Below are 26,693 nucleotides of genomic sequence, written 5' to 3'. Positions count from 1 at the left end.
CTGGATCTTGTCCCGCTCCTCGCGCGTCAACCGCGGTCCTGGCATGAGGATCTCCTATCAGCCGCCACCACTTGCAACAACCGATTGAGACCAGGTGGGCTTTCGCAGCACGAAACGCGCGTGATCAGGGCTCGAAGGCGTTGCCCGTCGCGATCTTCGGCCTCCCCAGTTCCACCGGCTCACCGACGCGAGCCCGCCGGTAGACCGCGACGGTCGCTTCGGCGATCCGGCCCCAGTCGAAGTCCGCGGCCAGGCGCGACTGCGCGGTCAGCGCGCGGCGGGCGGCGGCGACCTCGTCGTCCAGCACCGCCTCGACGGCGTCCCCGAGCGCCTCGACGTCGCCGGGGCTGAACGCCAGGCCGGTCTCGCCGTCGACGACGACCTCGCCGAGCCCGCCCGCGGTCGAAGCGACCAGCGGCGCCTTCGCGGCGGCGGCCTCCAGTGCGACGATCCCGAACGGCTCGTAGCGGCTGGGCAGCACGACGGCGTCGGCCGCGGCCAGTACGGCGCGCAGCTCACGGTCGGACAGATGCCCGACGAAGTCCACCGCGCGGCGGACGCGCAGCTTGCGGGCCTGGTCGACCAGTTCCTCCAGATGGCGTCCCTTGCCGGCGACGACCAGCCGCGTCCCCGGTTTGGCGCGGCGGATGCGGGGGAGCGCGGCGAGCAGGTCCTGCACACCCTTCTCCCATTCCAGCCGTCCGAAGTAGAGCAGCAGGGGCGCGCCGGAAGGGCTGTAGACCTCGCGCGCGTGCGCGACCTCTTCCGCGGGCACCTGCCAGGTGCGTTCCTCGATGCCGTTGTGGATCACGGTGACCGCGTCGCCGTCGACCTCGAACAGATGCGCCACCTCGCGGCGCATCGCCTGCGAACAGGTGATCAGCGCGTCCGAGCGGTTCGCGAGCCACCACTCCACGGAGTGCACCTGCTGGTTCAGCGGATGCGAGAGCCAGCCGGAGTGCCGACCGGCCTCGGTGGCGTGGATCGTGCCGACCAGCGGCACCCGCGCGGCCTCCGCGATCGCGATCGCGGGATGGGTGACCAGCCAGTCGTGCGCGTGCACCACGTCCGGCTGCCAGGCGCGCAGCAGGTCGGTGGCGGCGCGGACCATCGCGTGCCCCATGGCCAGCGTCCACGCGACGAGGTCCCGTTCGAAGGTCACGTGCATCGGATCCTCGGCGACCCTGATGATCCGGACCCCTTCGACCACGCGATCGGTCCTCGGGTGGGTCTCGGCGTCGGTGCCCGCCGTGTGACGGCACAGGACGACCACGTCGTGCCCCTGCCGGGCGAGATGCCGGGCCAGGGCGTGGACGTGCCGTGCGAGTCCGCCGACGACCACGGGTGGGTACTCCCACGACAACATCAGCACGCGCATGGGTGGAGGTTACTCGTGAGTCGGTCGTCACCGGGACGGGGCGATCACCCCTCCCGGTGAACCCGATCGAGGGCGACAGGAACGTCGATCTTTGCCACCATCGGGTCGATGACGTCCTCGGTGAACGCGGCCGGACCGGCCTTCAAGTCCGTCGAACCGGTGCTGTCGACGCCGTGGTCCGCGCAGGTCGGGCCCGGCCACGCGCTGCCGGAGTACCCGCGTCCGAGGCTGGTCCGCGAACGCTGGCTGAACCTCAACGGCGTCTGGGAGTACGCGGGCAGCGGCGCACCCGGCCGGAACGGGTACGGCGAGCGGATCCTGGTGCCGTTCCCGCCGGAGTCGGCGCTCTCCGGTATCGGACGGCGCGACGAAACCCTCTGGTACCGCAAGGTTTTCGAGGTCCCGTCCGGCTGGGACGGTCACCGCGTGCTGCTCCACTTCGGCGCCGTCGACCAGTCCGCCGAGGTCTGGGTCAACAACCAGAAGGTGGCCGTCCACGAGGGCGGGTACACGGCCTTCAGCGCGGACATCACCGACGTGCTGCGCCCGTCGGGATCGCAGGAACTGACCGTCCGCGTCGCGGACCGCACCGACGCCTCGACCCACCCCGTCGGCAAGCAGCGGAACGCCCCGGAAGGGATCTTCTACACCGCCGCGTCGGGGATCTGGCAGACCGTCTGGCTGGAGCCGGTGCCGTCCTGGCACGTCCGGGATCTCCAGGTGACGCCGGATCTCGAAGGGGTGACGGTTGTGCCCAAGGTCACAGGCGGCGCCCGGGTGGAGCTGATCGTCAGTGAGCCCGATGGCCCGGAAGTGGCACGCGTCGCGGACGCCGTAGGACACCGATTGCGTGCGGAGGTGCCTTCGCCGCGTCTGTGGTCCCCCGGCGATCCGTATCTCTACGACCTCCAGGTCCGCTTGCTCGACGAGAGCGGCCACCCGCTCGACGTCGTCGAGTCCTACACCGGGCTCCGCACGATCGGGACGGTCGCCGACGCCCAGGGCAGGCCGCGGATCGCGCTCAACGGCCGCATCACCTTCCTCCACGGCCCGCTCGACCAGGGGTACTGGCCGGACGGGATCCACACCGCCCCCACCGACGAGGCGTTGCGGTTCGACCTGGAGAAGACCAAGGAACTCGGCTTCAACTTCGTCCGCAAACACGTCAAGGTGGAGCCGGAGCGGTGGTATCACTGGGCGGATCGGCTGGGCCTGCTCGTCTGGCAGGACATGCCGTCGCTCACCGTCTCCTTCGACGGCCCTCCCGGCACCGCGCCCGACCCGGTCCCGGAGGCCCAGGCACGGTTCGAAGCCGAACTGACCGAGATGATCGAGCAGCTGCGCGGGGTGACCTCGATCGTCGGCTGGGTGCCGTTCAACGAGGGCTGGGGCGAATTCGACACCGCGCGGATCGCGAAGCTGGTGAAGGACCTCGACCCGACCAGGCTCGTCGTCGCGAACAGCGGGGTGAACTGCTGCTTCTCGCGGCCGGACGCCGTCGCGGGCGACGTCTACGACGACCACACCTACGTCGGGCCGGGACAGCCCTCGGTGAAGGACGGAAGGGTGATCGTCGACGGCGAGTACGGCGGTCTCGGCCTGGTCATCGACGAGCACCGCTGGCCGGGCGAGCCACAGGCCTACGAGATGACGCCGACCTCGGCACAGCTGACGAAGCGTTATGCCGAGGTCAGTGAGCACCTCGAAAAGATCATCGCCGGAACCGGCCTGTCCGGCGCGATCTACACCCAGACCACCGACGTCGAGAACGAGGTCAACGGCCTGCTCACCTACGACCGGCGGGTGGTGAAGGCCGACGCGGCGACCGTCGCGGCCCGCAATCGCGCGGTCATCGAGGCCGGTCAGCCCGGCTGAGCCTCCACCGGACCGCCCGGGTCCCGGACCCGGACGGGCACCCCGAGCAGCTGAGAAGGCAGCTGCCCGGGGTCGTGACCGGGGTTCATCCACACGTCGATCGTGGGTGCCCCCTCGGCCTCGCCCTGCCCGACGCCGACCACTCCGGGGACGTCGTCGAGCCACCGCGACGCCTCCACGAGCGCGGCGTCCACGTTGCCGCTGTCGGCCACTACGGATGCACCCGGATCCCGAGCGACGCTTCGACCAGCGAGATCCGGTTGATCACGGTGACCACCGGCGAACCGGCGAACAGCAGGCCGACGGCGTTCTCGCTCAGGTCCGCCACGAGGCTGCCCGAGTCGCCACCGGCCGACATGTCGGTGGTCAGCAGCTGCTGCGCGAACCGGGCCACCCTGCCGCCGCCGTAGTTCACGTCGACGGTGGCGTTGATGTTCGTGATCCGCCCGGTCGTCCAGTTCGTGGTCCGGCCGGTCTTCTGCACGAGCGTGCCGACCGCGGGGGCCACGTTCGTGCCCTTGAGCTCGCCGACCCAGAAGATCCGCCGGTCGAGGTCGTGGAACTGGCCTTCGGCGATCGCGGCGTCGACGAAGTTCACCGGCACCGGCTGCCCCGGCTGGATGAACTTGATCGGCACGAACCGGCTCAGCCTGGCGATGACGTCGGTGGGGACGACGCCGCCGTCGAACGGGCCGGGCTGCAGGATCGGGTCGCCGATGGCGGCGGCGTTGGAGTTCGCCAGCACGTGGTTGTTGCTCAGGATGTAGTACCTCGGCGGTTTGCCGGGCAGTGCCGTCGCGTCGTAGACCGCGGTGCCGTAGGTGCCGGCGGTGATCTTGAAGTGGCCGACGCTCAGCCCGCCGAACGCCGGGCGGAACCGCTTGGCGAGGGTGAACGGGCCGACCTGCTCGCGGGCGAGTTCGTCGGGGCGGGCGAGGGCCGGAGCCTGGGGTTCGTCGAGCATCGTGGCGGCGCCGTTCACCTTCGGCGCGGCGATACTGCGGCCCGCCTGCAGCACGCCGACCTCCTGGACGTCGGTGGGCACCCCCGCCAGCGTCGCCGGGACGAGGTCGTCGTCACGCAGCATCTCGTGCGGCATCTTCGTGTCGACGAGGACGGTGATCGCCTTCTCGCCGGTGTCCCTCCCACCGGACCATTTGGTGCCGAGCGCGACACCGACCACGTTCTGCCGGTTCAGCAACGCGTCCTCTTCGGCCGCCTGCACACTCGCGAGGGAGAGGAAATCGTCCGGGATCATATTGTTCTCGATCATGTCGGCCACACTTTTCTGGTCGTCGGCGTTGAAGAAGTGCGGGAGTCCCGACGAAAGAGTGTTCCCCTGTCCGCGGGGCGGCGCCATAGTGCAATCGGGTATGGCGGTTCACTCGGGAATGTCAGAATTTCCCTTGTGTGGCAAGGGTTTGTGATCGAGCAACCGGACATCGCGCGAGCGGCCGGGGTATTCGGGGACTTTGGTCCCCGAATACCCGGAAAAAGGTGTCAGCCGATCGTGGCGTCGATCGCCTTGGTGATCGTTTCGTCTTCGGGTTCGGTGCGCGGGCGGAATCGTCCCACCACTTCACCCGACGGGGCGACGAGGAACTTCTCGAAATTCCACTGCACGTCGCCGGCGGCACCTTCCGCGTCGGCGGCCTTGGTCAGTTCGGCGTAGAGCGGGTGCCGGGTTTCGCCGTTCACGTCCAGCTTTTCGAACAACGGGAACGAAACACCGTACGTCGTCGAGCAGAAGGTCTGGATCTCCTCGGCGGTACCCGGTTCCTGCCCGGCGAACTGGTTGCACGGGAACCCGACGACGGAGAAACCCTTGTCCGCGTAGCGCTCCTGCAATTTCTCCAGCCCGGTGTACTGCGGCGTCAGCCCGCATTTCGACGCCACGTTCACCACCAGCAGCGTCTTGCCCTCGAGCGCGCCGAGCGTCGTGTCCTCGCCCGCGAGTGTCTTCAGCGGAATGTCGTGGATCCCCATGCTCTCCCTTTCGTCATTTCCTCAGCAGGTCACGCGCGTCGACGTGGCCGAAGGGCCCGTCGTCGCGCCGGAACGCGGCCGCCGTCTCCCGCGCGCGGTCGAGCGCACCGTCGCGGAGCAGCCCGGCGAGGGTGTCGAACCGTTCGGTGTGCACCTTCGCCCGCCGCCGCGCGTAGTCGGCGGCGGAATCCTTGGTGACCATGAACGCCCAGTCGCTCGACAGCGCCAGCATCGCCTCGGCGACGGCCTGGTCGCGGACGGCGTCACGCGTCGTCGTGTCCATCCCGGTGACCAGGTCCAGCATCCGGTGCTGCAGCGCGGTGTTGTCCCGCACCATGTCGGCGACCTGCTCGCCGTCCCAGACCCGCCAGTCCTTGCCGGAGCCCCACGACGACGCCGGGAGGTCGACCTTCCCGCCGAGGTGGCCCGCTTCGAGCGCGCCCTTGAGCGTGGTGACCCGGACGCCCGCCTCGGGCAGCGCGCGCAAGACACCTTCGAGCCAGGCCGGGCCCTCGTGCCACCAGTGCCCGAACAGTTCCGTGTCGTACGCGGCGACGACGAGCGATTCGCGGCCGTGCTCGGCCTTGAGCGAACGCAGGCGGGCGACGACGGTGTCGACGAAATCCTGGACGTGGCCGCCGAGGGTGGCCGTCGCCATCGCCGGGTCGTACGGTGCCTTGTCCGGCGGCTCGACGGTCTTGCCGGTCACCCGCGACGGTTTGAGGCCGACTTCGTGCGCCCAGGTGTGGAAGTCGCGGTAGGCGGCGTGGCCGGGGTAGCCGGCCTTCGGTGACCAGACGCGGTATGTGACTTCGAGGTCGCGGCCGAAGCACACGACGTCGGAATCGCCGACCGTCCGCGCCGCCGAGGTGTCACCGTGCAGGGACGGCCCGTCGACCATGAACCGCCGCACGCCCGCGGCGGCGTATCCGGCTTCCATGCCGGGCGCGTAACCGCATTCAGGTGCCCAAATGCCTTCGGGACGCTGTCCGATCCGCAGCGCGGTGTCGGCCAGCCCGCCGCGGAGCATGAAGTCCCGGACCGCCGGGTCGAGCAGCGGCTGGAACGGATGCGCCAGCGGGCCGCCGAGCAGTTCGATCGTCCCGTTGTCCACAAAGGACCGAAGGATCGGTGAGAAACCGTGCCGCCAGTGGGTTTCGAGTTCATCGGATGCCTTGAGCGCGGTCCGGTACTCGCTCGCCGCGAGCTCGCGCAACAGCGGGTCGCCGCGCCAGAGCGTGGACGCGTGCCAGGACCGCAGCTGCCAATGCCCGAGCCAGTCGTGGAAGGCGTCGATGCAGTACGGGTCGTCGAGCTGGGCGGCGAGGATCGGCGTCATCCCGAGGGTGAGGACGTCCTCGCGGCCCTCGTCGGCGAAGCGGCGCAGGAGATCCACCATCGGCAGGTAGGAATGCGCCCATGCCTGGTAGAGCCATTCTTCGCCGACCGGCCAGGATCCGTGGTGCGGCAGCCATGGCAGGTGGCTGTGCACGACGAGGCAGAACGTGCCCTCGTACTCACTCATTGCCGCACCGCCACGGCCACGAGGTCGAGGCTGGCGTCGAGGTCCTCGCCGTGGATCGCGAAGTCCGCGGCCTGGATGCCTTCGACGTCGGCGAGCAGCTCCGGGGGCCAGATCGCCTGTCCCGGCAGCTGCCCCATGACGACGTCGAGCTGCGCGTCGATGATCGAGCCGCCGTACTTGGCGTCGAGCTTCGCGACGCCCTCGCCGTGGTGGAGACCGTGCAGCGTCTCGACCTCGAAACCGGCGTCACGCAGCAGTTCGTCCAATTCGGACGGTGCGAGCTCCCTGGTGTGGAACGGGTTGAGCGGCGTGTCGCTGTCCGGGGTGAAGGTCAGCCGGTTGGGCGTGGTGACGATCAGCCGTCCGCCGGGGGAGAGCACGCGGCGGCATTCGGCGAGGAAGGCGCCCTGGTCCCAGAGGTGCTCGATCACCTGGAAGTTGGCGACGACGTCGACCGAGGCGTCCCGCAGCGGCAGGAACACCAGGTTCGCCCTGGCCACGCCGATGGCGGGATAGCGGCGGGCGACGTGCTCCGTGGTGGGGGCGTCGTAGTCGAGCGCGAGCACCCGCTCGGCGACGGTGGCGATGAGCCCGGCGCCGTAGCCCTCGCCGCATCCGGCCTCCAGGACGGTCTTGCCTTCGCACAGGGGCAGGAGCTTTTGATACGCGGCCTCGTGGCGGCGGTACCAATAGTTCTCCTCGGCGATGCCCGGCACGGTGCGTTCACCGGTGAGGTGCAGCGCTTCGGCCCTGGTGGCTGGGGTGGTCACGCCGCGACCCTACCGGCCGGTCACTTCGACCTCCGCCGCAGTTGGTCCTCTGGATGCGGTCCTTGCGCGTGCAACTACCGCATCCAGAGGACTAAATGCGGGTGTCACGTTTCGCGGCGCCGCACAGTCCAGGAGGTATGCAACGGACAATCACCCGCGTACTGCTCGTCGTCTTCGGTCTCATCGAACTGCCCGTCGGGCTGTGGCCGCTGATCAGCCCGGAGGGCTTCTACCGGGACTTCCCGGGGTTCCGCACCGGCTGGGTGGCGATGGACGGCCCCTTCAACGAACACCTGATCCAGGACTTCGGCGGCCTCAACCTCGCGCTCGCGGCCGTCCTGATCGGCGCCGCCGTGATCGGGACGACCGCCGTGGCCAGGCTCGCCGCGCTCGCCACCTTCTGTTTCGGGCTTCCGCATTTCCTCTACCACCTGGGCCACGTCTCGCATTTCGAGCCGGTGGACCAGGTGCTGATCGTCGCGACGACGGCGCTGGGCGCGGTGCTCCCGATCGTGGTGGCGCTGATCCCCTCGCGGGTGTCGATTTCAAAAGAAGGGGCTACACCGGCGACACCGTGATGCCGATGGCGCCGGGCCCGAGGTGGGCGCCGAGGATCATGCTGGCGTCCACCAGGGTGCTGTCGACCATATGCGGCAGCCGCGCCCGCAGCCGTCCGCCGATCTCGAGATCGCGTTCGTCCGGGCCGAACCGGGTGATGGCGACCTCCACGTCCTGATCGCCCGCGCAGTCCACCGCGAGGTCGACGAGTTTGTTGAGCGCCCGCCGCTGGCCCGGTACCCGGGTCAGCGGGGCGACCTCGCCGTTCTTCACCGTCAGCAGCGGTTTGATCGAGAACGCCGAGCCGAGGAACGCCTGCGCGGCGCCGATGCGGCCGCCGCGGCGCAGGAACTCCAGCGTGTCGACGTAGAGGATCTCCCGGCTGCCCCGGAACCGGCGTTCGGCCGCGTCGATGACCCGGGTGGCCTGCCCGCCGGCGGCGGCGACCTTGGCCGCCGAGGTCGCCGCGAATCCGAGGCTCATCCCGGTGGTCCCGCTGTCGAGGACGTGCACCGGGACGTTCACCTGCTGGGCGGCCTCGCGGGCGGCGTTCACCGTCTCCGACATCCGGCCCGAGATGTGGATGCTGACGATCGCGGAGGCGCCCTTGCTCGCGGCGTCCTGGAACGCCCAGAAGAACGCGGCGACCTCGGGCGGCGCCGTCTTCACGGGGGTCCCGGCGCGCAGATGGCCGATGATGTCTTCGCGGTCGTAACGGTTCTCTTCGTCGAATTGCTCTCCGACCTGCAGTTGGACCTGAACGACGCCGATTCCCCAGCGTTCGGCGACCGGGGCGGGAAGGCAGGCGGTCGAGTCCGTGATCACGGCGACGGGGCCGGGCATGGAACGCATGGTGGGGCAGGTTATCCCGTCACCCTCACCGGGAGTACCCCGGAATACGGCCGTTCGGGTTAGTCGGCCGGTAACACTCACTTCCGGGTGAATTACCTGGACGATGGTCCCAGTAAAACGTGCATCCAGGTGAATGAGGTCACCTCGGGGGGCCGCGGCGCTGAAATGGCCCTAATCTACCGGCCAGTAGAGCTGTTGCCCCGTGGCCGACGCCGGCCACCAACGGGAGGTCGAAGTAGACCCATGACGAACATCGTTGTCCTGGTCAAGCAGGTACCGGACACCTACTCGGAGCGGAAGCTCTCCGGTGCCGACAACACTCTTGACCGCGAATCCGCCGACGCCGTGCTCGACGAGATCAACGAGAAGGCCGTCGAAGAAGCCCTGAAGATCAAGGAAGCCGGCGAGGGCGAGGTCACCGTCGTCTCGGTGGGTCCCGACCGCGCGACCGACGCGATCCGCAAGGCGCTGTCCATGGGTGCCGACAAGGCCATCCACGTCTCCGACGAGGCCCTGCACGGCTCCGACGCGATCGCCACCGCCAAGGTGCTCGCCGCCGCGATCTCGAAGGTCGAAGGCTTCGACCTGGTCATCACCGGTAACGAGGCCTCCGACGGCCGCGGTGGCGCCGTGCCGGCGATCATCGCCGAGCTGCTCGGCCTGCCGCAGCTGACCCACGTGAACGAGCTGACCGTCGAGGGCACCTCGATCAAGGCCGACCGCTACACCGAGGACGGCGTCACGCACCTCGAGGCGAACCTGCCCGCGGTGGTGAGCGTCGGCGAGAAGATCAACGAGCCGCGCTACCCCTCCTTCAAGGGCATCATGGCCGCGAAGAAGAAGCCGGTCGAGACGCTGACCGTCGCGGACCTCGGCGTCGACGCCGGCGAGGTCGGCCTCGGCAACGCCTGGTCGTCCGTGCTCGAAGCCTCCCCGAAGCCGCCGCGCACCGCCGGTGAGCGCGTCGAGGACGAGGGTGACGGCGGCAGCAAGGTGGCCGCCTACCTGGTCGCGCAGAAGCTCATCTGAGACAGGTTTCGAGGAGGAATAGGGAAATGGCTGAAGTACTCGTCCTCGTCGACCACGTCGACGGTGAAGTCAAGAAGGTCACGCTCGAGCTGCTGACCGCCGCTCGTGAACTGGGTGAGCCGTCGGCGGTCGTCGTCGGCCCGACCGGAACCGCCGCCAAGGCGAAGGAAGCCCTCGCCGCGCACGGTGCCGCCAAGGTGTACGTCGCCGAGGGCGACAACGCCACCGGCTTCCTGGTCACCCCGAAGGTGGACGTCCTCGCCGCGCTCGCGGAGCGGACCTCCCCGGCCGCCGTGCTCGTCGCGGCCAGCGCCGAGGGCAAGGAGGTGTCCGCCCGTGTCGCGGTCCGCCTCGGCTCCGGTCTGCTGTACGACGCCGTCGGCGTGAACGGCGACGGCAGCGTCGACCAGTCCATCTTCGGTGGCGCGTTCTCCGTGAAGTCCAAGTCCACCAAGGGGGTCCCGGTCATCTCGGTCCGCCCCGGCGCGGTCGAGGCCGCCCCGGCCGAAGGTGCCGCCGCCGAGGAGACCGTCGAGGTCCCCGCGGGCGACCCGGCGAAGTCCGCCAGGATCACCGGTGTCGAGCCGATCGTCGGCGGTGACCGGCCGGAGCTGACCGAGGCCTCGGTCGTCGTCTCCGGTGGCCGCGGTGTCGGCTCGGCCGACAAGTTCGACGTCGTCGAGGCGCTCGCCGACTCGCTCGGTGCCGCCGTCGGTGCTTCCCGCGCCGCCGTCGACTCGGGCTACTACCCGGCGCAGTTCCAGGTCGGCCAGACCGGTAAGACGGTTTCGCCGCAGCTGTACATCGCGCTCGGCATCTCCGGCGCGATCCAGCACCGCGCGGGTATGCAGACCTCGAAGACCATCATCGCGGTCAACAAGGACGCCGAGGCGCCGATCTTCGAGATCGCCGACTTCGGTGTGGTGGGCGACCTGTTCAACGTCGCGCCGCAGCTGACCGAAGAGGTCCAGAAGCGCAAGGGCTGAGTCCCTCGTTCGAAGCGGGGCCGTCCGGGAATTCTTTCCCGGGCGGCCCCTTTTCTGTTACCCGGAAGTGATCTTCCATCCTGAGAGAAGCCTGAGAACCCGCAATTAACTGAACGTGCACTAATCGGCCATCAGGCGCATTGTCGTTGGTACCCCCCGAGGAGTAGACCTTTGGTCATGACGACGTCACAGCTCCTCGTCAGTACTGACCAGGCAGGTGTCGAACTCCCGGCCGATGCGCCGCGTTACTCCCTCCTCGTGGCGAACGGGAACGAAGAAGTCGTTGCCGCGCAACGCCTTCGGTATCAGGTGTTCGCCGAGGAAATGGGGGCGACGCTCAATTCCCTCGAACCCGGGCTCGACGTCGACTACTTCGACGAGTTCTGCGACCACCTCGTGGTGCGGGACGACAACACCGGCGAGATCGTGGGCACGTACCGGATGCTGCCGCCCGATCGGGCCGCGCGGGCGGGAAAGCTGTACTCCGACAGCGAATTCGATCTCACCGCGCTCGATTCGCTGCGTCCTTCGCTGGTCGAGACGGGGCGTTCGTGCGTGCATCCCGACCACCGCAGCGGCGCCGTGGTGAGCCTCGTCTGGGCGGGGATCGGGCGCTACATGCTGCTGGCGGGCCACCGGTATCTCGCGGGTTGCGCTTCCGTGCCGCTGACCGACGGCGGGGCTTACGCGGCGGGTGTCTGGGATGTCCTCCGCGCCAAGCACTACGCGGATGAATCCCTTCGGGTGACGCCACTGACTCCGTGGCGGACCGAAGGTGTCGAGCGGCCCGCTCGCGCGATCCTCCCGCCGCTCATCAAGGGCTACACCCGCCTGGGTGCGAAAATCTACGGCCCGCCCGCGCTCGACGCGGATTTCGGTGTCGCGGACTTCTTCGTCCTGCTGGATCTGCACAACGTCGACGAGCGGTACCTCAAGTTCTTCCTGGGAGTGCAGGGATGACTCACGCCTGGATGCCGAAGTCGCCGTGCGGCGACGGTTGCCTGAGCGAAGGGGCGCCGACGGTGGCGTTCGGCCGGCGCGTCCTGCGGTTCACCGCGGCGATCGGCGTCATCTTCGGCGCCTTCCTGTCGGCGCCGCTGGTGCTCGTGCTGCGCGGCATGCCAAGGGAACGGTTGGTGCGCCTGCTCTTCGTGGAGATCTTGAAATCCTTCGGGGTGAAGCTGCGCGTGCTCGGCGACGAGCGTTTCCGCGCCGTGCCGGGCCGCGGTGCGCTCGTGGTGAACAACCACATCTCGTGGCTGGACATCATCGCGGTCAACGCCGTCCAGCCGATGCGGGCGCTCGCCAAGAAGGAGGTCGGCGCCTGGCCGGTGCTCGGCCTGCTGGTGCGCCGCGGCGGCAGCATCTTCCTCGACCGGGAGAACCTGCGGAGCCTCCCCGGGACGATGGACGAACTCGCCGAGGCCATGCGCGGCGGATCACTCGTGAGCGTGACACCGGAGGGCACCACCTGGTGCGGTCTCGGCTCGGGCCGGTTCCGCCCGGCGACCTTCCAGGCCGCGATCGACGGCGGGGTCCCGGTGCGGCCGCTCGCGCTGCGCTTCCGGCTCGCCGACGGGCGGGAGACGACGCAGCCGGCGTTCATCGGGCCGGAGTCGCTCATCGCCTCGCTGCGGCGGGTCGCGGCGCTGCGCGGTCTGGTGCTGGAGGTGCACGTGTGCCCGGAGATCGCGCCGGGCCGCGCTTCGGACCGGCGGGAACTGGCCGCACTGGCGGAATCCGCGGTGCAGGCGGCGCTCGGGCGGGTGCAGATCCCGGCTCAGCGGCGGCGGCGCGCGGCAGCGGCTCCGGTTGCCAAGGTGCCCAGCTCGTGAGTGGTAAGGACGGTTCTAACCGTCCTTACCACTCACGAGGCCGGGTCATGCCGGCGTCAGCGTGATCTTCCCGCCCGCGTGACCGGTCGCGCTCTCCCGGTGCGCCGAGGCGGCATCGGCGAGAGCGTAGCTGGAGCCCAGCTTCAGCTTCAGGTCCCGCGCGACCAGATCCTCCAGCACGGCCTGGGTTTGCGAGCCGCTCGCCGAGAACTTCAGCCCCCGCGCGTACGCCGCCGGGTCCGCGATGGTGATCAGCCGGTCAGGTGAGCCGAGCAGGTCGACGGACTCACTCAAGACACCGAAGCCCGCCGCGTCGAACACCGCGTCCACGCCGTCCGGCGCCACCGAACGGACTCGCGATACCCAGCCGTCGCCGTACCGCACCGGCACCCCGCCGAGCGCCTGCACCTCGTCGAGTGACGAAGCCCCGGCGAGCCCGACGACCGTGGCGCCCAGCGCGACGGCGGCCTGCGTCGAGATCCGGCCGACCTGGCCGCTCGCGCCGTGGATCACCACCGTCTCGCCCGGCTTGACCTCGAGTTCGCCCAGTACCCGCAACGCTGTCTCACCGACGGTGGGCAGCGACGCGGCCTCCGCCCACGAAAGGCCGGCGGGTTTGCGGATGACGGTGGTCGCCAGCGCGTATTCGGCATACGCGCCGGTGTCGGACCAGCCGAAGACCTCGTCACCGACGGCGAAATCGGCGCCCTCGCCCACCGCGTCCACGACGCCCGCCAGTTCCAGGCCGAGGATGTGCGGGAATTCGACCGGGCGGACCTCCGCCATCGCGCCGGACCGGATCTTCCAGTCGATCGGGTTGACGCCCGCGGCCTTGACCGCGATCCGCACCTGACCCGCGCCGGGCTCCGGCAGCGGGACCTCGGCCGGCCGCAGGACGTCCGGTTCGCCGTACTGGGTGATGGTGATCGCTCGCATGTTCACTCCTATCGGATTTCTTCGCTGCGATCAGTCAACCGGCGCCCGTACCCCGCCCGAACCAGCCGGACGAGCAGTGTTCACTAGCCGGGAGAGCAGCGTCCCCGCGCCGGACCGCGCTTACTGTGGAGTCATGGACCCGCTGCACGTGCTGAGCCAGGTCGAGTACATGCTCGCCGCTCCGCGCCCCGAACTCCTGCCGCGCTTTTCCACGACGGCCGCGGCCGTGCTGCCGCACCGCGCCGCCGCCATGGAGACCGGTGACTGCTCCCGCCTGCCGATCAAGGTCCACGGTGATCCGGCGATCACCGGCGCGGTCACGAGCTCCGAGCTTCAGCGGCTCGCCACGCTCGGTGTTCCGGGCCGGGCGGTGGTGGCCGAAGAGCCGCTCGGCGGGAAGCGCCGGAAACTCGTCGTCCTCACTTCGGCGCCGGTGATCGGCAAGGGCGCGATGATCGCGCTCGTCCCCGCCGGGGACGAGCCGCCGGACGGCGCACTCGAATTCGTCGCCAAGCTGTGGGACATCGTCAGCGTGAACGCCGCCCAGCGCGCCACCGACCCCGAGCCGGCCGTCCTGGAGAGCAATATCGCGGCGGCCACCGCGCGGGCGCGGGCGATCACCGATCTGGGGCAGACCCACGCGACCACGTTGACGTCGTTGCTCTCGGTGCTCCGATCACGGCGGCTCGGCGACGCTGCGGCCCGGCAGACCGCGACGGACCTCGCCGCCACCGCGCTCGTCGAACTGCGCTCGATCGCCGACCGCGATCAGGAACTCTCGGCGGAGCCGGCGTCGGAAGCGTTCGACACCCTCGTCACGCAGCTGGCTCCCTTGGTGCGCCACAACGACGTGACCGTCGACCTCGCCGGGCCGGACGACGAACGGCCGCTCCCGCAGGACATCGCGCACACCGCGCGGACGGTCTCGCGCGGCCTCGTGCTCGCCGCGCTGGAGCGGGGCGGCGGCCGGGTCCGGGCGTCCTGGCGGATCGACGGGCAGCACCTCCGGGTCACCGTGCGCGACGACGGCCCGGACGTCGCCCGTGCCGTGCCCGCCAGCGGCCTCACCGAGCGGATCACCCCGCTCGGCGGACGCTGGGAGGTCGACGCCGTGCCAGATTGGGGCACCACGATCACCGCGGTCCTGCCGCTGGGCGTGCAGGAAACGCCGGAACTGCGCCCGCTCGACCGGCTGAACGCGCGCGAACTCGAAGTCCTCGCCGGGATCGCGCGCGGGAAACGCAACCGGCAGATCGCCGAAGAGCTGGCGCTGACCGAGCACACGGTGAAGTTCCACGTGCGGAAGATCTTGGGGAAGCTGGAGGTCACGTCGCGCGGCGAGGCCGCCGTGCTGGCGCGTGAGCTGCGCCTGGAATCGGTGTCGTGAGCTTGACCTCCACCGAGCTGGAGGTTGCAGGCTCGTCGTATGACGATCACTGGGGACGAGGCCAAACCGAAGGGTGTGCTCTGGACACCTGAGCACCGCGTGACCACCATCGGGCTGCTGCTCATGGTCACGCTCATCGCGTTCGAGAGCATGGGCGTCGCCACCGCGATGCCGACGATGGTGGCCGATCTCGACGGCCTCGCGCTGTACGCCTGGCCGTTCACCACGTTCCTGGTCGCCAGCGTCGTCGCGACCGTCCTTTCCGGACGCCTCGGCGACCGCAAGGGCCCGGCGCCCGCGCTGCTCGCCGGTACCGCGCTGTTCGCCGCCGGGCTGCTGGTCGCCGGGCTCGCGCACGACATGCCGACGCTCCTGCTCGGCAGGGGATTGCAGGGCTTCGGCTCCGGCCTTCTGCTGGTTTCGGTGTCGCTGCTGATCGCGCTCACGTTCAGCGACCGCGAGCGTCCGGTGATCTACGCCGCCAACGCCGCCGCGTGGGTGCTGCCCGCGGTGATCGGGCCTTCGATCGCGGGCGTGGTGACCGTGGGCGTCGGCTGGCGCTGGGTCTTCCTCGGGCTGATCCCGCTGACCGGGATCGGGCTCGCGCTGCTGATCGTCGTCACGCGCAAGCTTCCCCGGCACGCGCCCGCCGAATCCGCGAGGCGCGCCGGGGTCGTGCCCGCGGTGGTCGCCGCGCTCGGCGTCGCCGCGCTCACCTGGGCGGCGCAGCACCCGTCCCTCGCGGCGCTGGCCTACGGCGGCGCGGGTCTGGCCGCCCTCGCGTACGCGCTCCGCAAACTCCTGCCCGCCGGGACGCTGACGTCGCGGCCGGGGTTGCCCACAGTGATCGCCTCGCGCGCGCTGATCGCGGGCGCGTACGCCGGGATGGAGGCCTATCTGCCGCTCACGATGACCGAAGTCCACGGATACAGCCCCGCGCTGGCCGGGCTGCCGCTGACGGTGACCGCGCTGGGCTGGTCGGCGGGGTCGATGCTCCAGGGCCGCATGCTCGACTGGTCGCGCGAAGCGTCGTTGCGGACCGGGTTCGCGCTGGTCGCGGCCGGTCTGGCGATCTTCGTCTTCGTCCCGCTGCCCTCGTTCCCCGGCTGGATGGCGTTCGTCGCGTCGGCCGTCGGCGGCTCCGGGATGGGGATCGCGATGCCCGCGATCTCGGTACTGCTGCTCCGCTACTCGCCGGAGGCCGAACGTGGGTTCAACACCTCGGCGCTGCAGCTCGGCGACTGGGTCGGATCGGCTCTGACCATCGGTTTGGGCGGTGTCCTGCTCGCTTCGCTGGCGTCGGCGAAGGAGCCTTCGGTGGCGATCGTGGTGCTTTCGGTGGTGTTGACCGGCATCGCGTTGCTCGGGGTGCGGGTGACCGGCCGGTGGCCGTCGGATATGAGCGCCGCCACCCGCTGACCAGGGTGGGCTTGGTCACGCCCCGGAGCGGTCTACCCTGGTGTAGCGATGACCTATCTCGACCACGCGGCGACCACCCCGATGTTGCCCGAAGCCGTAGCGGCGATGTCCGAGGCGCTGTCCACAGTGGGCAACGCCTCCGCGCTGCATTCCTCGGGACGCCGGGCCCGCCGCCGGGTCGAAGAAGCCCGCGAGGTGATCGCGGAGGCCTTGGGCGCCCGGCCGTCCGAGGTGATCTTCACCGCGGGTGGCACGGAAAGCGACAATCTCGCGGTCAAGGGCATCTTCTGGGCCCGCAACGGCGAGGACCCGAAGCGGAACAGGGTGCTGTGCAGCACCGTCGAGCACCACGCCGTCCTCGAATCCGTCGAATGGCTGGAGCAGCACGCGGGCGCCGAGATCACCTGGGTCGAGGTCGACCAGGCCGGCCGGGTCACTCCCGAGTCGCTGCGCACCGCCATCGGCGACAGCCCCGAGACGGTCGCGCTGGTCACCGTGATGTGGGCGAACAACGAGGTCGGCACGGTCAACCCGGTCGCCGAGCTCGCCGCCGTCTGCGCCGGACACGACATCCCGCTGCACACCGACGCCGTCCAGGCCGTCGGCGCGGTGCCGGTCGACTTCGCCGGGAGCGGCGCCGCGGCGCTGACCCTCACCGCGCACAAGCTGGGCGGCCCGTACGGTGTCGGCGCGCTGCTGCTCGGCCGCGACACCACGTGCGTGCCGGTGCTGCACGGCGGCGGCCAGGAGCGCGCCGTGCGTTCGGGCACGCTCGACGTCCCCGCGGTGATCGCGTTCGCGACGGCGGTGAAGGCCGCGGTCGACGGCCGCGAGGAGTACGCCAAACGCGTCGCCGAGCTGCGGGACGACCTGATCGAGGCCGTCCGGCGCGAGGTGCCGGACGTGGTGCTCAACGGCGGCGAGGGCGAGCGGCTGCCCACGCACGCCCACTTCACCTTCCCGGGTTGCGCCGGTGACAGCCTGTTGATGCTCTTGGACGCCAAGGGCATCGAATGTTCCACTGGTTCGGCGTGCACGGCGGGTGTCGCGCAGCCGAGCCACGTGCTGCTGGCCATGGGCGCCGAACCCGCGGCCGCGCGCGGGTCGCTGCGGTTCTCGTTCGGGCATACCTCGGCACCGGAAGACGTTGAAGCGGTTTCGAGGGAGATCGCGGGCGTCGTCGACAGGGCGAGGCAGGCGGGACTCGCCGGAATGCGCAAGCAGACGCAGAAGCAAGAGGTGTGAGGAAGATGCGCGTACTGGCCGCGATGAGCGGGGGAGTGGACTCGGCGGTGGCCGCCGCGCGCGCCGTGGACGCCGGGCACGAGGTCGTCGGGGTGCACCTGGCGCTGTCGGCGAAGCCCGGCACGCTGCGCACCGGATCCCGTGGCTGCTGCACGATCGAGGACTCCGGCGACGCTCGGCGCGCGGCCGACATCCTCGGCATCCCGTTCTACATCTGGGACTTCGCGGAGCGGTTCACCGAAGAGGTCATCGAGACCTTCGTCGGCGAGTACGCCGCGGGCCGGACGCCGAACCCGTGCGTCACCTGCAACGAGAAGATCAAGTTCGAGGCGCTGCTGGACAAGGCGATGGCGCTCGGCTTCGACGCCGTCGCCACCGGGCACTACGCCCGTCTGTCCCTTGTGGACGGTGTGCCGGAGCTGCGCCGCAGCGTCGACACGGGCAAGGACCAGTCCTACGTGCTGGCTTCGCTCACCCCGGAGCAGCTGCGGCATTCGCTGTTCCCGCTCGGCGATTCGTGGAAGACCGACGTGCGCGCCGAGGCCGCGAGCCGGGGCCTGTCGGTGGCGAAGAAGCCGGACAGCCACGACATCTGCTTCATCCCGGACGGGGACACGAAGAGCTTCCTGGAGAAGCGGCTGGGCCAGCGTCCCGGGCAGCTCGTCGACGCCGAGACCGGCGCCGTGCTCGGTGAGCACACCGGTGTGCACGGTTTCACCGTCGGCCAGCGCAAGGGGCTCGGCATCGAGGCGCCGGCGCCGGACGGGCGGCCGCGCTACGTGCTGTCGCTGGAGCCGGTTTCGGGCACGGTGAAGGTCGGTTCCGCACGGGACCTCGGCGTGAACGTGATCGAGGCGGACCGCCCGATCTGGCCGAGCGAGCGGCCGCTGGACGGTCCCACGGAATGCGTCGTGCAGGTGCGCGCGCACGGCGGGATCGTCGAGGCCGTCGCGGAGGTGTCCGGTGACTCGGTGAGCATCCAGCTGCGTGAGCCGCTGCGCGGCGTCGCTCCGGGGCAGGTCGTCGTGCTGTACCGCACCGATGCCGCCGAAGGCGACCTCGTGCTCGGCAGCGCGAAGATCTCCGGCACTCGCTAACCCCCGCATTTAAGTCCTCTGGATGCGTTCCTTGCGCGTGCAACTACCGCATCCAGAGGACGAAATGCGGCGGGGGACTAGAACTTCAGCTTGAAGCCGGTGTGCGTGGCCTCGAAACCGAGGCGTTCGTAGAACCGGTGCGCGTCCTCGCGTTTCACGTCCGACGTCAGCTGGACGAGGGCGCAGCCCCGCCGCCGTGATTCGTCGATCGCCCACCGCATCAGCTCGCCGCCGAGACCGGAGCCGCGATGGCTCGCCCGCACCCGGACGGCCTCGATCTGCCCGCGCAGCGCGCCTTTCCTCGCCAGGCCGGGAATGATCGACAGCTGGAGCGTGCCGACGGCCTCCCCGCCGTCTTCGGCGACGATCAGCGACTGTGCCGGATCGGCGTCGATCTGCTCGAAGGCTTCGAGGTACGGCGTGAGGTCGTCGGCGGAATCGCGGGTGCTGCCGATCTGGTCGTCGGCGAGCATCCCGACGATCGCCGCGACGTCTTCCCGGCGCGCTTCACGAATGATCATGAGGCGTAGTGTCGCACCCCGTCGGTCTCGGCCGCGGTGAGTTTCCCTTGGGCCACCAGCAGATCCAGATGCGAGCCGGTCTCGAGGACGGCGAGCATCTGGTTGAACGGGTCCATGTCGGGAAGTTCGCGCTGCCTTCGCGTCCAGCCCAGCCGCAGCGCGACCTCGTACGCGGTCGTGACGTCCGCGGTGATCTCGGCGCCCATGACTTCGAGCCGGTCTCGGTGGTGCTCCAGCAATTCGTCCACCCGGGCGTGGACGCTGCCGGTGACCGGACCGTGCGCGGGGAGCATCCGCCGGTCCGGCATCTCGCGGACCAGGCGCAGGGAGTCGAGGTAATCGCTCAGCGGCAGCTCCGTGGGCACCGGCTGGAAGCCGATGGACGGCGTGATGTGCGGCAGCACGTGGTCGCCGGAGAACACCAGCCCGGCCTCGTCGTCGACGAAGACGACGTGCCCGTCCGTGTGGCCGGGCGTGTGCACGATGTCGAACTCGCGGCCGGGCACGATCCGTCGTTTGCCGGGGACGAGCCATTCGTCCGGCTGTTCCCACAGATGCGCCTCGGTGTGCCGGACACCGCCGAAGGCCTTGGCGAGCTCCTCGACGACCGGCCCCGCGCCACAGCGTTCGAGCAGGCTGACCTGCGCCTCCAACGGGAAGCGGTCCGGGTCGCCGGAGCGGACCAGCGACGGCTCCTCCCGCTTCCCGAGCCCGAGCGTGCCGCCGAATTCGCGGCGCAGTTCCACCGCGAGGGTGTAGTGATCGCGGTGCACGTGGGTGATCAGGAATTCGTCGATGTCGCCGAGATCGGCGCCGAGCGCCTTCAGCCCGCGCGAAAGCCGCTCGCGGGCCGACTCCAGCGCCCAGCCCGAATCCACGAGGACCAGGCGGGTTCCGTCGGTGACGACGTAGACGTTGACCGCGCGCAACGCGTCGTGCGGCAGAGGGAGCGGGATCCGGTGGACCCCCGGCGAAACCGTGTAGACGCCTGGCTCGGCCCAGTCCCGTTCGCCGTCTTCGGGCAACGGCTCCATGGTGACCCTCCGTCCCGGACGCACTCCAGTGTGCCGCCTCAGTCCCTCCACTTTGTGCCGCCGGAAGCCGAGTGTCCACTTCAGGAGTGTGAGACCCCGGTCACTCGTGCCGCTCGCATTCAGTCCTCTGGATGCGGTCCTTGCGCGTGCAACTACCGCATCCAGAGGACGAAATGCGGCAGGTGACGGAAGTGTCAGCCCTTGTCGTCCTGCTTCAGCGCCGTGTCGATCGTCAGCGCCGAGGCCACCACCATCGACGCCAGCGGATCCCGCAGCGGCCGGTGGATCTCGACGACGTAGTTGTCGGCGGTGGTGAACGCGGCCTTCACGAAACCGCCCCAGGTCTTCGTGATCCGCGCGATCTCGACGTCCGCGTCGTCCTTGATCGCGAAGTTCCACGCCCGCCAGTTCTCCGCGAAGATCCCGCCGACCTTCCGCCCGTCGACCACGAACCCCAGCCGGATCTTGCCGAACACGTTCTCCTGCACGATCTCGCCGATCGGGGAGTCGTCGGCCTTCGTCACCAGGAACCGGGATTTGAACACCTTCGCCGGCCGCGTCACCTTCAGCACGGTGCTGTGGTTCGCGTCGCGGATCTCGAAGCGGTGGGTCAGGAACTGGTCGTAGTTCGTGAGCAGCCGGATGGCCTTCTTCAGCGTGCTCTGCCCGACCTGGACGACGCCGCCGAGGCGGTTGCCGTTCTGGTCGAACACGCCGAACTCGTTGGCCATCTCGATGAGTTTCGCGCGCTGGTTGACCACCAGCACGGGTTCGGAGAACAGCGTCCCGCCGCCGACGACACCGCTGCCGCGGCCCTGGGTGCCCCGCGCCGCCTGTGCCCGGATCTTGTCCGGGTCGTGCGCGCCTTCGACGTCCAGTTCGATCATCTCGGCGTCGTGCGACGGCCGCGTGTTCGCGGTCCAGGCCTGCCCGTCCCACCACCGGTACAGCCGGGGGTTCTGCCGGTCCGGATACCAGCCGGCGGGCTGTGGGGAGCTCGTCATGGCAGGTCAGCGTAATGCGCTCAGTGCCGTCTCGGGCTCGTCGACGGCAATTGCGTCGAATGTCCGTGTCCTCCCCCGCCCCGCCGCCCCGCACACTCGGACCAAGGGGAGAATCCGGGTGTGAACGAACGACCTTGGCCCCTTGGCGCGGCCACCGCGATCGGTTCCCTGCCCGGTACCGATCCGGTCGAGGCCGCTTCGATCGTGTTCGGCGAACTGCCCGAATTCCCCTGTATGCCCGAACTTCCCGCCCGTGGCGTCGGTGCCGACATGATCGGCCGGACGGCGGCACTGCTGGTCGACCTCGCGGTCGAGGTGGTGCCGAGCGGTTACCGGGTCGCCGCCCGTCCCGGGCACGACCACCGCCGGGCCGTCGACCTGATGAACTGGGACCTCGACGCGGTCCAGGAGGCGCGGGAAAAGGCGGGCGCCGCGCCGCCCGCCTTCAAGATCCAGGTCGCCGGGCCGTGGACGCTCGCCGCGAACGTCGAGCTCCCGCGCGGGCACCGGATCCTCACCGACAAGGGCGCGCTGCGCGATTTCGCCGCGTCGCTGCTCGACGGGCTGGCCGGGCACGTCGCGGAACTGAAGTCGCGGCTCGGCGCGCCGGTGGTGATCCAGTTCGACGAACCGTCGCTGCCGGAGGTACTCGCCGGTGATCTCCCGACGGCGTCCGGCTACGGCACCGTTCCCGCCGTGCCCGCGCCGGAGGCACGCGAACTGCTGTCGACGGTGATCTCCGGCGCGGAGCGGATCACCGGTCAGCCGGTCGCGGTGCACTGCTGCGCCGAAAAGCCGCCGATCTCGTTGCTGCGCGCGGCGGGGGCGCGGGCGATCGCCTTCGATTTCACTCTGCTGAGGGGCGCCTCGCCCGCGCAGCTCGACGAGATCGGCGAGACGCTGGACTCCGGGGCGACGCTGATGCTCGGGCTCGTCCCCACGACCGACCCCGGTGTCCCGGTGGAGCTGCGCGACGTGGTCACGCCCGTGTTCAACCTCGTCGACCGGCTGGGTTTCCGCCGCGAGATCCTCGCCGAACGGGTCGTGCCGACCCCGGCGTGCGGTCTGGCGGGCGCCACTCCCGACTGGATGCGCCGCGCGCTCACGCTCAGCCGTGAGTCCGGCAAGGCTTTCACCGAACCGCCTGAAGGCTGGTGAGCGGCGCGGTAGCGTGCCCGTCATGCGTTTGTTCCGCCGCTCCCGCAAGACCGAGGACGTTCCCGACCCCCGCACCGCCTGGCCGGAGCAGCCGGTCCCCGAGGACGCGGCCGCCGCGGCGGAGAAGTTCTGGGAGGCCTGGTTCGCGCTCCTGCCGGAGGTCAGCGCCGCGCTCGGCGATCGTGAACCGCATCGGGTGGAGCACGACCTCTGCACCATCGTCGAGGCGCTGCACCCCCGGCTGCACTTTTCCCTCGATCGTGGGCACCGGGCGATCTATTCGCTGGTGCTGACCGGCCAGGAGGACCCGGAACTGCGCCCGTACACCGACGCGTGGAAGGCCGCGGCGCCGCCGGAGGACGCGATCTGGGAGTACCACGACTCCGTGCCGCCGGTGCCCGATCCGAGTGAGGTCACCGTCAACCTCGGCGAGACCCGGATCGCGCTCGCCGACGTCCGGGTGACCGCGAAGGTGGACGAATCAGCCGGACGGGTGGACGTGACCGTGTTCCACCCGCTGATCGGCGAGCTCGCGCCGGAGACCCGGACGACCATGACCTTCCTGCCACTGGACGCCACGCTGGGTGAGCGGGTCGCGGCCGAACGGCTGGGCAAGGTCGAGCTGGTGGCCGAGGCCCAGGAGGGGCAGCTGACCCTGCCGGAACTGCGCGAGGTGGTCGGCAGGCTGTCCGGAAATGTCGGTACCTCGGACTAGGGTTACCCCCGTGAGCAGCGAACTTCCCGAAAACCCCGAGCCAGCCGAGGATTTCACGGACGTACCGGCCGACGTCCGTGAAAGGCATGCCGCACTGGCGGAGGAGATCCGCGGTCACCAGTTCCGGTACTACGTGCTGGATTCACCGATCGTGTCCGACGGCCAGTTCGACGAGCTGCTCAACGAGCTGCAGGCCATCGAGGACGAGCACCCCGGGCTGGTGACGCCGGAGTCGCCGACGCAGAACGTCGGCGGAACGTTCTCCACCGAGTTCGTCGCGCACGACCACCTCGAGCGCATGCTCAGCCTGGACAACGTCTTCGACACCGGCGAGTTCGAGGCGTGGGTCGAGCGCGTCCAGAAGGAGATCGGCGCGACGAAGTACCTCGCCGAACTGAAGATCGACGGGCTCGCGATCAACCTGCTGTACGAGAACGGCCGGCTGACCCGGGCGCTGACCAGGGGCGACGGTCGCACCGGTGAGGACGTCACGCTCAACGTCCGCACGCTGGAGCAGGTGCCCGAGCGGCTGACCGGGACGGACGAGTTCCCGGTGCCCGCGCTGGTCGAGGTCCGCGGCGAGGTGTTCTTCCGCGTGGAAGACTTCCTGGCCCTGAACGCGAAGATGGTCGAGGCGGGCAAGGATCCGTACGCCAACCCGCGCAACACCGCCGCCGGGTCGTTGCGGCAGAAGGATCCCAAGATCACGAAGTCCCGAAACCTGCGGCTGATCTGCCACGGTCTCGGCAAACGTGAGGGGTTCGAACCGAAGCGCCAGTCCGAGGCGTACGACGCACTGGCCGCCTGGGGCCTGCCGGTCTCGCCGCACAGCAAGGTGCTCGGTTCGGGCAAGGACCTGCTGGACCACATCGAATACTGGGGTGAACACAGGCACGACGCCGAACACGAGATCGACGGCGTCGTCATCAAGGTCGACGAGGTCGGGCTCCAACGCCGTCTCGGCACGACGTCGCGGGCTCCGCGCTGGGCGATCGCCTACAAGTACCCGCCGGAAGAGGCGATCACCACCCTGCTCGACATCCAGGTCAACGTCGGCCGCACCGGGCGGGTCACCCCGTTCGCGGTGATGGAGCCGGTGAAGGTGGCCGGGTCCACGGTGGCGATGGCGACGCTGCACAACCAGGAAGAGGTCAAGCGCAAGGGCGTGCTGATCGGGGACAAGGTCGTCATCCGCAAGGCGGGCGACGTCATCCCCGAGGTGCTCGGCCCGGTCGCCGACGCGCGCACCGGCGAGGAGCGCGAGTTCGTGATGCCGTTGCGCTGCCCCAACTGCGACACCGAGCTGGCGTATCAGAAGGAGGGCGACATCGACATCCGTTGCCCGAATTCGCGATCCTGCCCGGCGCAGTTGCGTGAGCGGCTGTTCCATTTGGGCGGCCGGGGCGCGTTCGACATCGAGGTGCTCGGCTACGAGGCGGCGGTCGCGCTGCTGGACGCCGGTGTCGTGCACGATGAGGGCGACATCTTCGAGCTGGACGAGGAAAAACTGCTCCAGGTGGAGCTGTTCCGCACCAAGGCGGGGGAGCTGTCGGCCAACGGGCGCAAGCTGCTGGACAACCTGGAAACGGTGAAGGACCGTCCACTGTGGAAGGTCATCGTCGGCCTGTCGATCCGGCACGTCGGCCCGACGGCGGCGCAGGCGCTCGCGCGGGAATTCGGTTCACTGGAACGGATCGAGAACGCCTCGGAGGAGGAGCTCTCCAGTGTCGACGGCGTCGGCCCGACCATCGCGCGCGCGGCGAAGGAGTGGTTCGAGGTCGACTGGCATCGCGAGATCGTCGAGAAGTGGCGCGCGGCGGGCGTGCGGATGGAGGAGGAGCGCGACGAGTCCATCCCGCGCAACCTCGAAGGCCTGTCCATCGTCGTCACCGGTTCGCTGAACGACTACTCCCGCGACGAGGCCAAGGAATTCATCATGGCCCGCGGCGGGAAGGCGGCCGGTTCGGTGTCGAAGAAGACGGCGTTCGTCGTCGTCGGCGACGCTCCGGGCACGAAGTACGACAAGGCCGTCCAGCTGAAGGTGCCGGTGCTCGACGAGAACGGTTTCCGCGTGCTGCTGGAAAGCGGCCCCGAGGCCGCGGCCGAGCTCGCGCTGCCGACGGAGGAGCCCGCCGGTGAGTGACCTGGAGATCCGTCCCGTCCGCTCCGAGGAGCTGACGGCGGTCGGAGAGCTCACGCTCGCCGCGTACTCCGCGGAGCGAAGCCTTGTCGACGGAGTCGGTTATGCGGCGGAGCTCGTCGACGCCGCCAAACGAGCGGAGCTGGCCGAGCTCCTGGTCGCGGTGGACGGGGACGGCACCCTGGTCGGCACGGTCACCATCGCCCGGCCGGGCACCGAGTTCGCCGAGCTGTCCCACGAGGGCGAATTGGAGTTCCGGATGCTCGGCGTGCTGCCCTCGGCGACCGGACGCGGTATCGGTGAGGCGCTGACCAGGGCGGTCATCGCACGGGCGCGGGAACTCGGCGTGGCGAGGGTGGTGCTGTGCAGCCTGGACACGATGGAGCGGGCGCACCGGCTCTACGAGCGGCTCGGCTTCGTCCGGCTGCCCGAGCGGGACTGGGAGCCGCATCCCGGGGTCACCCTGATCGCCTACGGCCTGGAACTCGCCTAACCTCCCGCATTTCGTCCTCTGAATGCGGTAGTTCGTAACGCCAACTACCGCATTCAGAGGACGAAACGCGAAGGTCAGCTGTCCAGGACGACGGCGACGATCCCCGCGAAGTGCGCCAAACGCGCCACCTCCGCGGCCCGGAAGTTCGGCCCGCCCGGACGCGCGACCAGCAGCGCCTTCCCGGGCTTCCCCAGCGGTGTCGCCGCGAGTTCGGTCCCCAGTTCCTTCCACGTCTCCGGCACCCAGGCCTCCTCGGCGTCGAGGATGGTGGCGCGTTCCAGCGGCAGCCACGGCAGGTCGGTGATCGGCGTCTCGGGCGCGGCGTTGGACGACGCGAGCCGGATCGCCCCGGCCTCGGCGTGCTCGACGACGACGGCCCAGCCCGCCCGGATGATCCGCGGCACCCCTTCGGCGAGGATCTCCAGCCCCGAAGCGGGCTTCGCGGCGATCTCCTCGACCAGTTCGAGCTCGCGGTGGGTGTCCAGGACCCCGGCGTACGGGCGGACGGCGTCGACCTCGACCCCGTCGACGCTTTCGGCGGCGGTGATGAGCGCGTCCGGCAGCCTGCCGGACGGGATTTCGACGACGAGGTCGTCGACGGCGACACCGCCGCCGCGTTCGACCACGTCCACGCTCAGGATGTCGGCGCCGACGGTGCCGAGCGCGGTGGCGACCGCGCCGAGGGTCCCCGGGGTGTCCGGTAATTGGACCCGGATCAGGAACGACACACGCGCCCCTCTCGCCTCAGGC

General features: G+C 69.8%; 26 protein-coding genes. 14 read left to right on the top strand and 12 right to left on the bottom strand.

Annotation, left to right across the window (positions count from 1 at the left end; translation table 11 throughout):
• Positions 1-124: 124 nt before the first annotated feature.
• The gene (locus ACZ3HL_RS26340) at positions 125-1,378 is read right to left on the bottom strand and encodes a glycosyltransferase family 4 protein (protein ID WP_465414062.1); all 1,254 of its coding nucleotides are present in this window, start codon (positions 1,376-1,378) and stop codon (positions 125-127) included.
• Positions 1,379-1,486: 108 nt separating this feature from the next.
• On the opposite strand from ACZ3HL_RS26340, the gene ACZ3HL_RS26335 reads away from it, so the two are divergent.
• A complete protein-coding gene (locus ACZ3HL_RS26335) occupies positions 1,487-3,253 on the top strand; it encodes a glycoside hydrolase family 2 protein (protein ID WP_465534427.1) in 1,767 nt (588 codons plus the stop codon).
• Here ACZ3HL_RS26335 and ACZ3HL_RS26330 read toward each other — a convergent pair.
• From ACZ3HL_RS26330 to ACZ3HL_RS26310, 5 genes are all read right to left on the bottom strand, one after another.
• Entirely contained in the window at positions 3,241-3,465 is a 225-nt protein-coding gene (locus ACZ3HL_RS26330; RefSeq protein ID WP_465534425.1) for a hypothetical protein, read from the bottom strand. The two genes, ACZ3HL_RS26335 and ACZ3HL_RS26330, sit on opposite strands and share 13 nt — an antisense overlap.
• Positions 3,465-4,526 carry a chymotrypsin family serine protease gene (locus ACZ3HL_RS26325; protein WP_465534423.1) on the bottom strand — a complete coding sequence of 354 codons (1,062 nt, stop codon included), beginning with the start codon at positions 4,524-4,526 and terminating at the stop codon, positions 3,465-3,467. The genes ACZ3HL_RS26330 and ACZ3HL_RS26325 overlap by 1 nt, the downstream gene beginning before the upstream one ends.
• A 227-nt stretch (positions 4,527-4,753) precedes the next feature.
• Positions 4,754-5,239 carry a glutathione peroxidase gene (locus ACZ3HL_RS26320; RefSeq protein WP_192743028.1) on the bottom strand — a complete coding sequence of 162 codons (486 nt, stop codon included), beginning with the start codon at positions 5,237-5,239 and terminating at the stop codon, positions 4,754-4,756.
• Positions 5,240-5,252: 13 nt separating this feature from the next.
• Complete coding sequence (locus ACZ3HL_RS26315; protein ID WP_465534421.1) at positions 5,253-6,764, bottom strand: 1,4-alpha-glucan branching protein domain-containing protein; 1,512 nt, start codon at positions 6,762-6,764, stop codon at positions 5,253-5,255.
• The gene (locus ACZ3HL_RS26310) at positions 6,761-7,534 is read right to left on the bottom strand and encodes a class I SAM-dependent methyltransferase (protein ID WP_465534419.1); all 774 of its coding nucleotides are present in this window, start codon (positions 7,532-7,534) and stop codon (positions 6,761-6,763) included. Before ACZ3HL_RS26310 ends, ACZ3HL_RS26315 begins: the two co-directional genes overlap by 4 nt.
• Before the next feature lie 137 nt (positions 7,535-7,671).
• Here ACZ3HL_RS26310 and ACZ3HL_RS26305 point away from each other — a divergent pair, with 137 nt between their 5' ends.
• The gene (locus tag ACZ3HL_RS26305) at positions 7,672-8,112 is read left to right on the top strand and encodes a hypothetical protein (protein WP_465414049.1); all 441 of its coding nucleotides are present in this window, start codon (positions 7,672-7,674) and stop codon (positions 8,110-8,112) included.
• Here ACZ3HL_RS26305 and ACZ3HL_RS26300 read toward each other — a convergent pair.
• A complete protein-coding gene (locus tag ACZ3HL_RS26300) occupies positions 8,093-8,944 on the bottom strand; it encodes a DegV family protein (RefSeq protein ID WP_465534417.1) in 852 nt (283 codons plus the stop codon). The two genes, ACZ3HL_RS26305 and ACZ3HL_RS26300, sit on opposite strands and share 20 nt — an antisense overlap.
• Before the next feature lie 243 nt (positions 8,945-9,187).
• Between ACZ3HL_RS26300 and ACZ3HL_RS26295 the strand changes: the two genes are divergently transcribed.
• The 4 genes from ACZ3HL_RS26295 to ACZ3HL_RS26280 all read left to right on the top strand — a co-directional run bounded on the left by ACZ3HL_RS26295 (position 9,188) and on the right by ACZ3HL_RS26280 (position 12,794).
• Positions 9,188-9,973: an electron transfer flavoprotein subunit beta/FixA family protein gene (locus ACZ3HL_RS26295; protein WP_126734521.1), complete on the top strand. Its 786-nt coding sequence runs from the start codon at positions 9,188-9,190 to the stop codon at positions 9,971-9,973.
• Positions 9,974-9,999: 26 nt separating this feature from the next.
• Entirely contained in the window at positions 10,000-10,959 is a 960-nt protein-coding gene (locus tag ACZ3HL_RS26290; RefSeq protein WP_016336565.1) for an electron transfer flavoprotein subunit alpha/FixB family protein, read from the top strand.
• 177 nt (positions 10,960-11,136) lie between these two features.
• The gene (locus ACZ3HL_RS26285) at positions 11,137-11,919 is read left to right on the top strand and encodes a GNAT family N-acetyltransferase (protein WP_465534415.1); all 783 of its coding nucleotides are present in this window, start codon (positions 11,137-11,139) and stop codon (positions 11,917-11,919) included.
• Positions 11,916-12,794, top strand: coding sequence for a lysophospholipid acyltransferase family protein (locus ACZ3HL_RS26280; RefSeq protein WP_465534413.1), 879 nt, complete (start codon positions 11,916-11,918; stop codon positions 12,792-12,794). Before ACZ3HL_RS26285 ends, ACZ3HL_RS26280 begins: the two co-directional genes overlap by 4 nt.
• A gap of 45 nt (positions 12,795-12,839) precedes the next feature.
• On the opposite strand, the gene ACZ3HL_RS26275 is transcribed toward ACZ3HL_RS26280, so the two are convergent.
• Entirely contained in the window at positions 12,840-13,730 is an 891-nt protein-coding gene (locus tag ACZ3HL_RS26275) for an NADP-dependent oxidoreductase (protein WP_465534411.1), read from the bottom strand.
• A 133-nt stretch (positions 13,731-13,863) separates the two neighbouring features.
• Here ACZ3HL_RS26275 and ACZ3HL_RS26270 point away from each other — a divergent pair, with 133 nt between their 5' ends.
• Genes ACZ3HL_RS26270 through mnmA form a run of 4 tightly spaced genes read left to right on the top strand, consistent with a single transcriptional unit; the run spans position 13,864 to position 18,878 of the window.
• Positions 13,864-15,117 carry a helix-turn-helix transcriptional regulator gene (locus tag ACZ3HL_RS26270; RefSeq protein ID WP_465534409.1) on the top strand — a complete coding sequence of 418 codons (1,254 nt, stop codon included), beginning with the start codon at positions 13,864-13,866 and terminating at the stop codon, positions 15,115-15,117.
• A gap of 24 nt (positions 15,118-15,141) precedes the next feature.
• On the top strand, positions 15,142-16,536 hold the full coding sequence (locus ACZ3HL_RS26265; protein WP_465534407.1) for an MFS transporter: 1,395 nt from the start codon (positions 15,142-15,144) through the stop codon (positions 16,534-16,536).
• 48 nt (positions 16,537-16,584) lie between these two features.
• Positions 16,585-17,781: a cysteine desulfurase family protein gene (locus ACZ3HL_RS26260; protein ID WP_465534405.1), complete on the top strand. Its 1,197-nt coding sequence runs from the start codon at positions 16,585-16,587 to the stop codon at positions 17,779-17,781.
• Between the two features lie 5 nt (positions 17,782-17,786).
• Entirely contained in the window at positions 17,787-18,878 is a 1,092-nt protein-coding gene (gene mnmA / locus ACZ3HL_RS26255; protein WP_034315910.1) for a tRNA 2-thiouridine(34) synthase MnmA, read from the top strand.
• Positions 18,879-18,955: 77 nt separating this feature from the next.
• On the opposite strand, the gene ACZ3HL_RS26250 is transcribed toward mnmA, so the two are convergent.
• The 3 genes from ACZ3HL_RS26250 to ACZ3HL_RS26240 form a co-directional block, all read right to left on the bottom strand.
• Entirely contained in the window at positions 18,956-19,399 is a 444-nt protein-coding gene (locus ACZ3HL_RS26250; RefSeq protein ID WP_465534403.1) for a GNAT family N-acetyltransferase, read from the bottom strand.
• On the bottom strand, positions 19,396-20,433 hold the full coding sequence (locus tag ACZ3HL_RS26245; RefSeq protein WP_465534401.1) for an MBL fold metallo-hydrolase: 1,038 nt from the start codon (positions 20,431-20,433) through the stop codon (positions 19,396-19,398). Before ACZ3HL_RS26245 ends, ACZ3HL_RS26250 begins: the two co-directional genes overlap by 4 nt.
• Before the next feature lie 194 nt (positions 20,434-20,627).
• The gene (locus ACZ3HL_RS26240; protein ID WP_465534399.1) at positions 20,628-21,437 is read right to left on the bottom strand and encodes an LURP-one-related family protein; all 810 of its coding nucleotides are present in this window, start codon (positions 21,435-21,437) and stop codon (positions 20,628-20,630) included.
• Between the two features lie 120 nt (positions 21,438-21,557).
• Here ACZ3HL_RS26240 and ACZ3HL_RS26235 point away from each other — a divergent pair, with 120 nt between their 5' ends.
• Genes ACZ3HL_RS26235 through ACZ3HL_RS26220 form a run of 4 tightly spaced genes read left to right on the top strand, consistent with a single transcriptional unit; the run spans position 21,558 to position 25,943 of the window.
• A complete protein-coding gene (locus ACZ3HL_RS26235) occupies positions 21,558-22,595 on the top strand; it encodes a methionine synthase (RefSeq protein WP_465414021.1) in 1,038 nt (345 codons plus the stop codon).
• A gap of 22 nt (positions 22,596-22,617) precedes the next feature.
• Complete coding sequence (locus tag ACZ3HL_RS26230; protein ID WP_465534397.1) at positions 22,618-23,310, top strand: hypothetical protein; 693 nt, start codon at positions 22,618-22,620, stop codon at positions 23,308-23,310.
• Between the two features lie 10 nt (positions 23,311-23,320).
• Positions 23,321-25,453 (top strand): NAD-dependent DNA ligase LigA, encoded by a 2,133-nt coding sequence (gene ligA / locus ACZ3HL_RS26225; protein ID WP_465534395.1) that lies wholly within the window; start codon positions 23,321-23,323, stop codon positions 25,451-25,453.
• A complete protein-coding gene (locus tag ACZ3HL_RS26220; protein WP_465534393.1) occupies positions 25,446-25,943 on the top strand; it encodes a GNAT family N-acetyltransferase in 498 nt (165 codons plus the stop codon). Before ligA ends, ACZ3HL_RS26220 begins: the two co-directional genes overlap by 8 nt.
• Positions 25,944-26,017: 74 nt before the next feature.
• Here the strand turns inward: ACZ3HL_RS26220 and ACZ3HL_RS26215 are convergent, their stop codons facing one another.
• Entirely contained in the window at positions 26,018-26,671 is a 654-nt protein-coding gene (locus ACZ3HL_RS26215) for an ACT domain-containing protein (RefSeq protein WP_378443154.1), read from the bottom strand.
• Between the last annotated feature and the right edge of the window lie 22 nt (positions 26,672-26,693).

This window comes from Amycolatopsis sp. NPDC000009, assembly GCF_055563465.1.
Note: the sequence above shows the minus strand (reverse complement) of the source record. Positions and strands in the feature narration are given on the sequence as shown.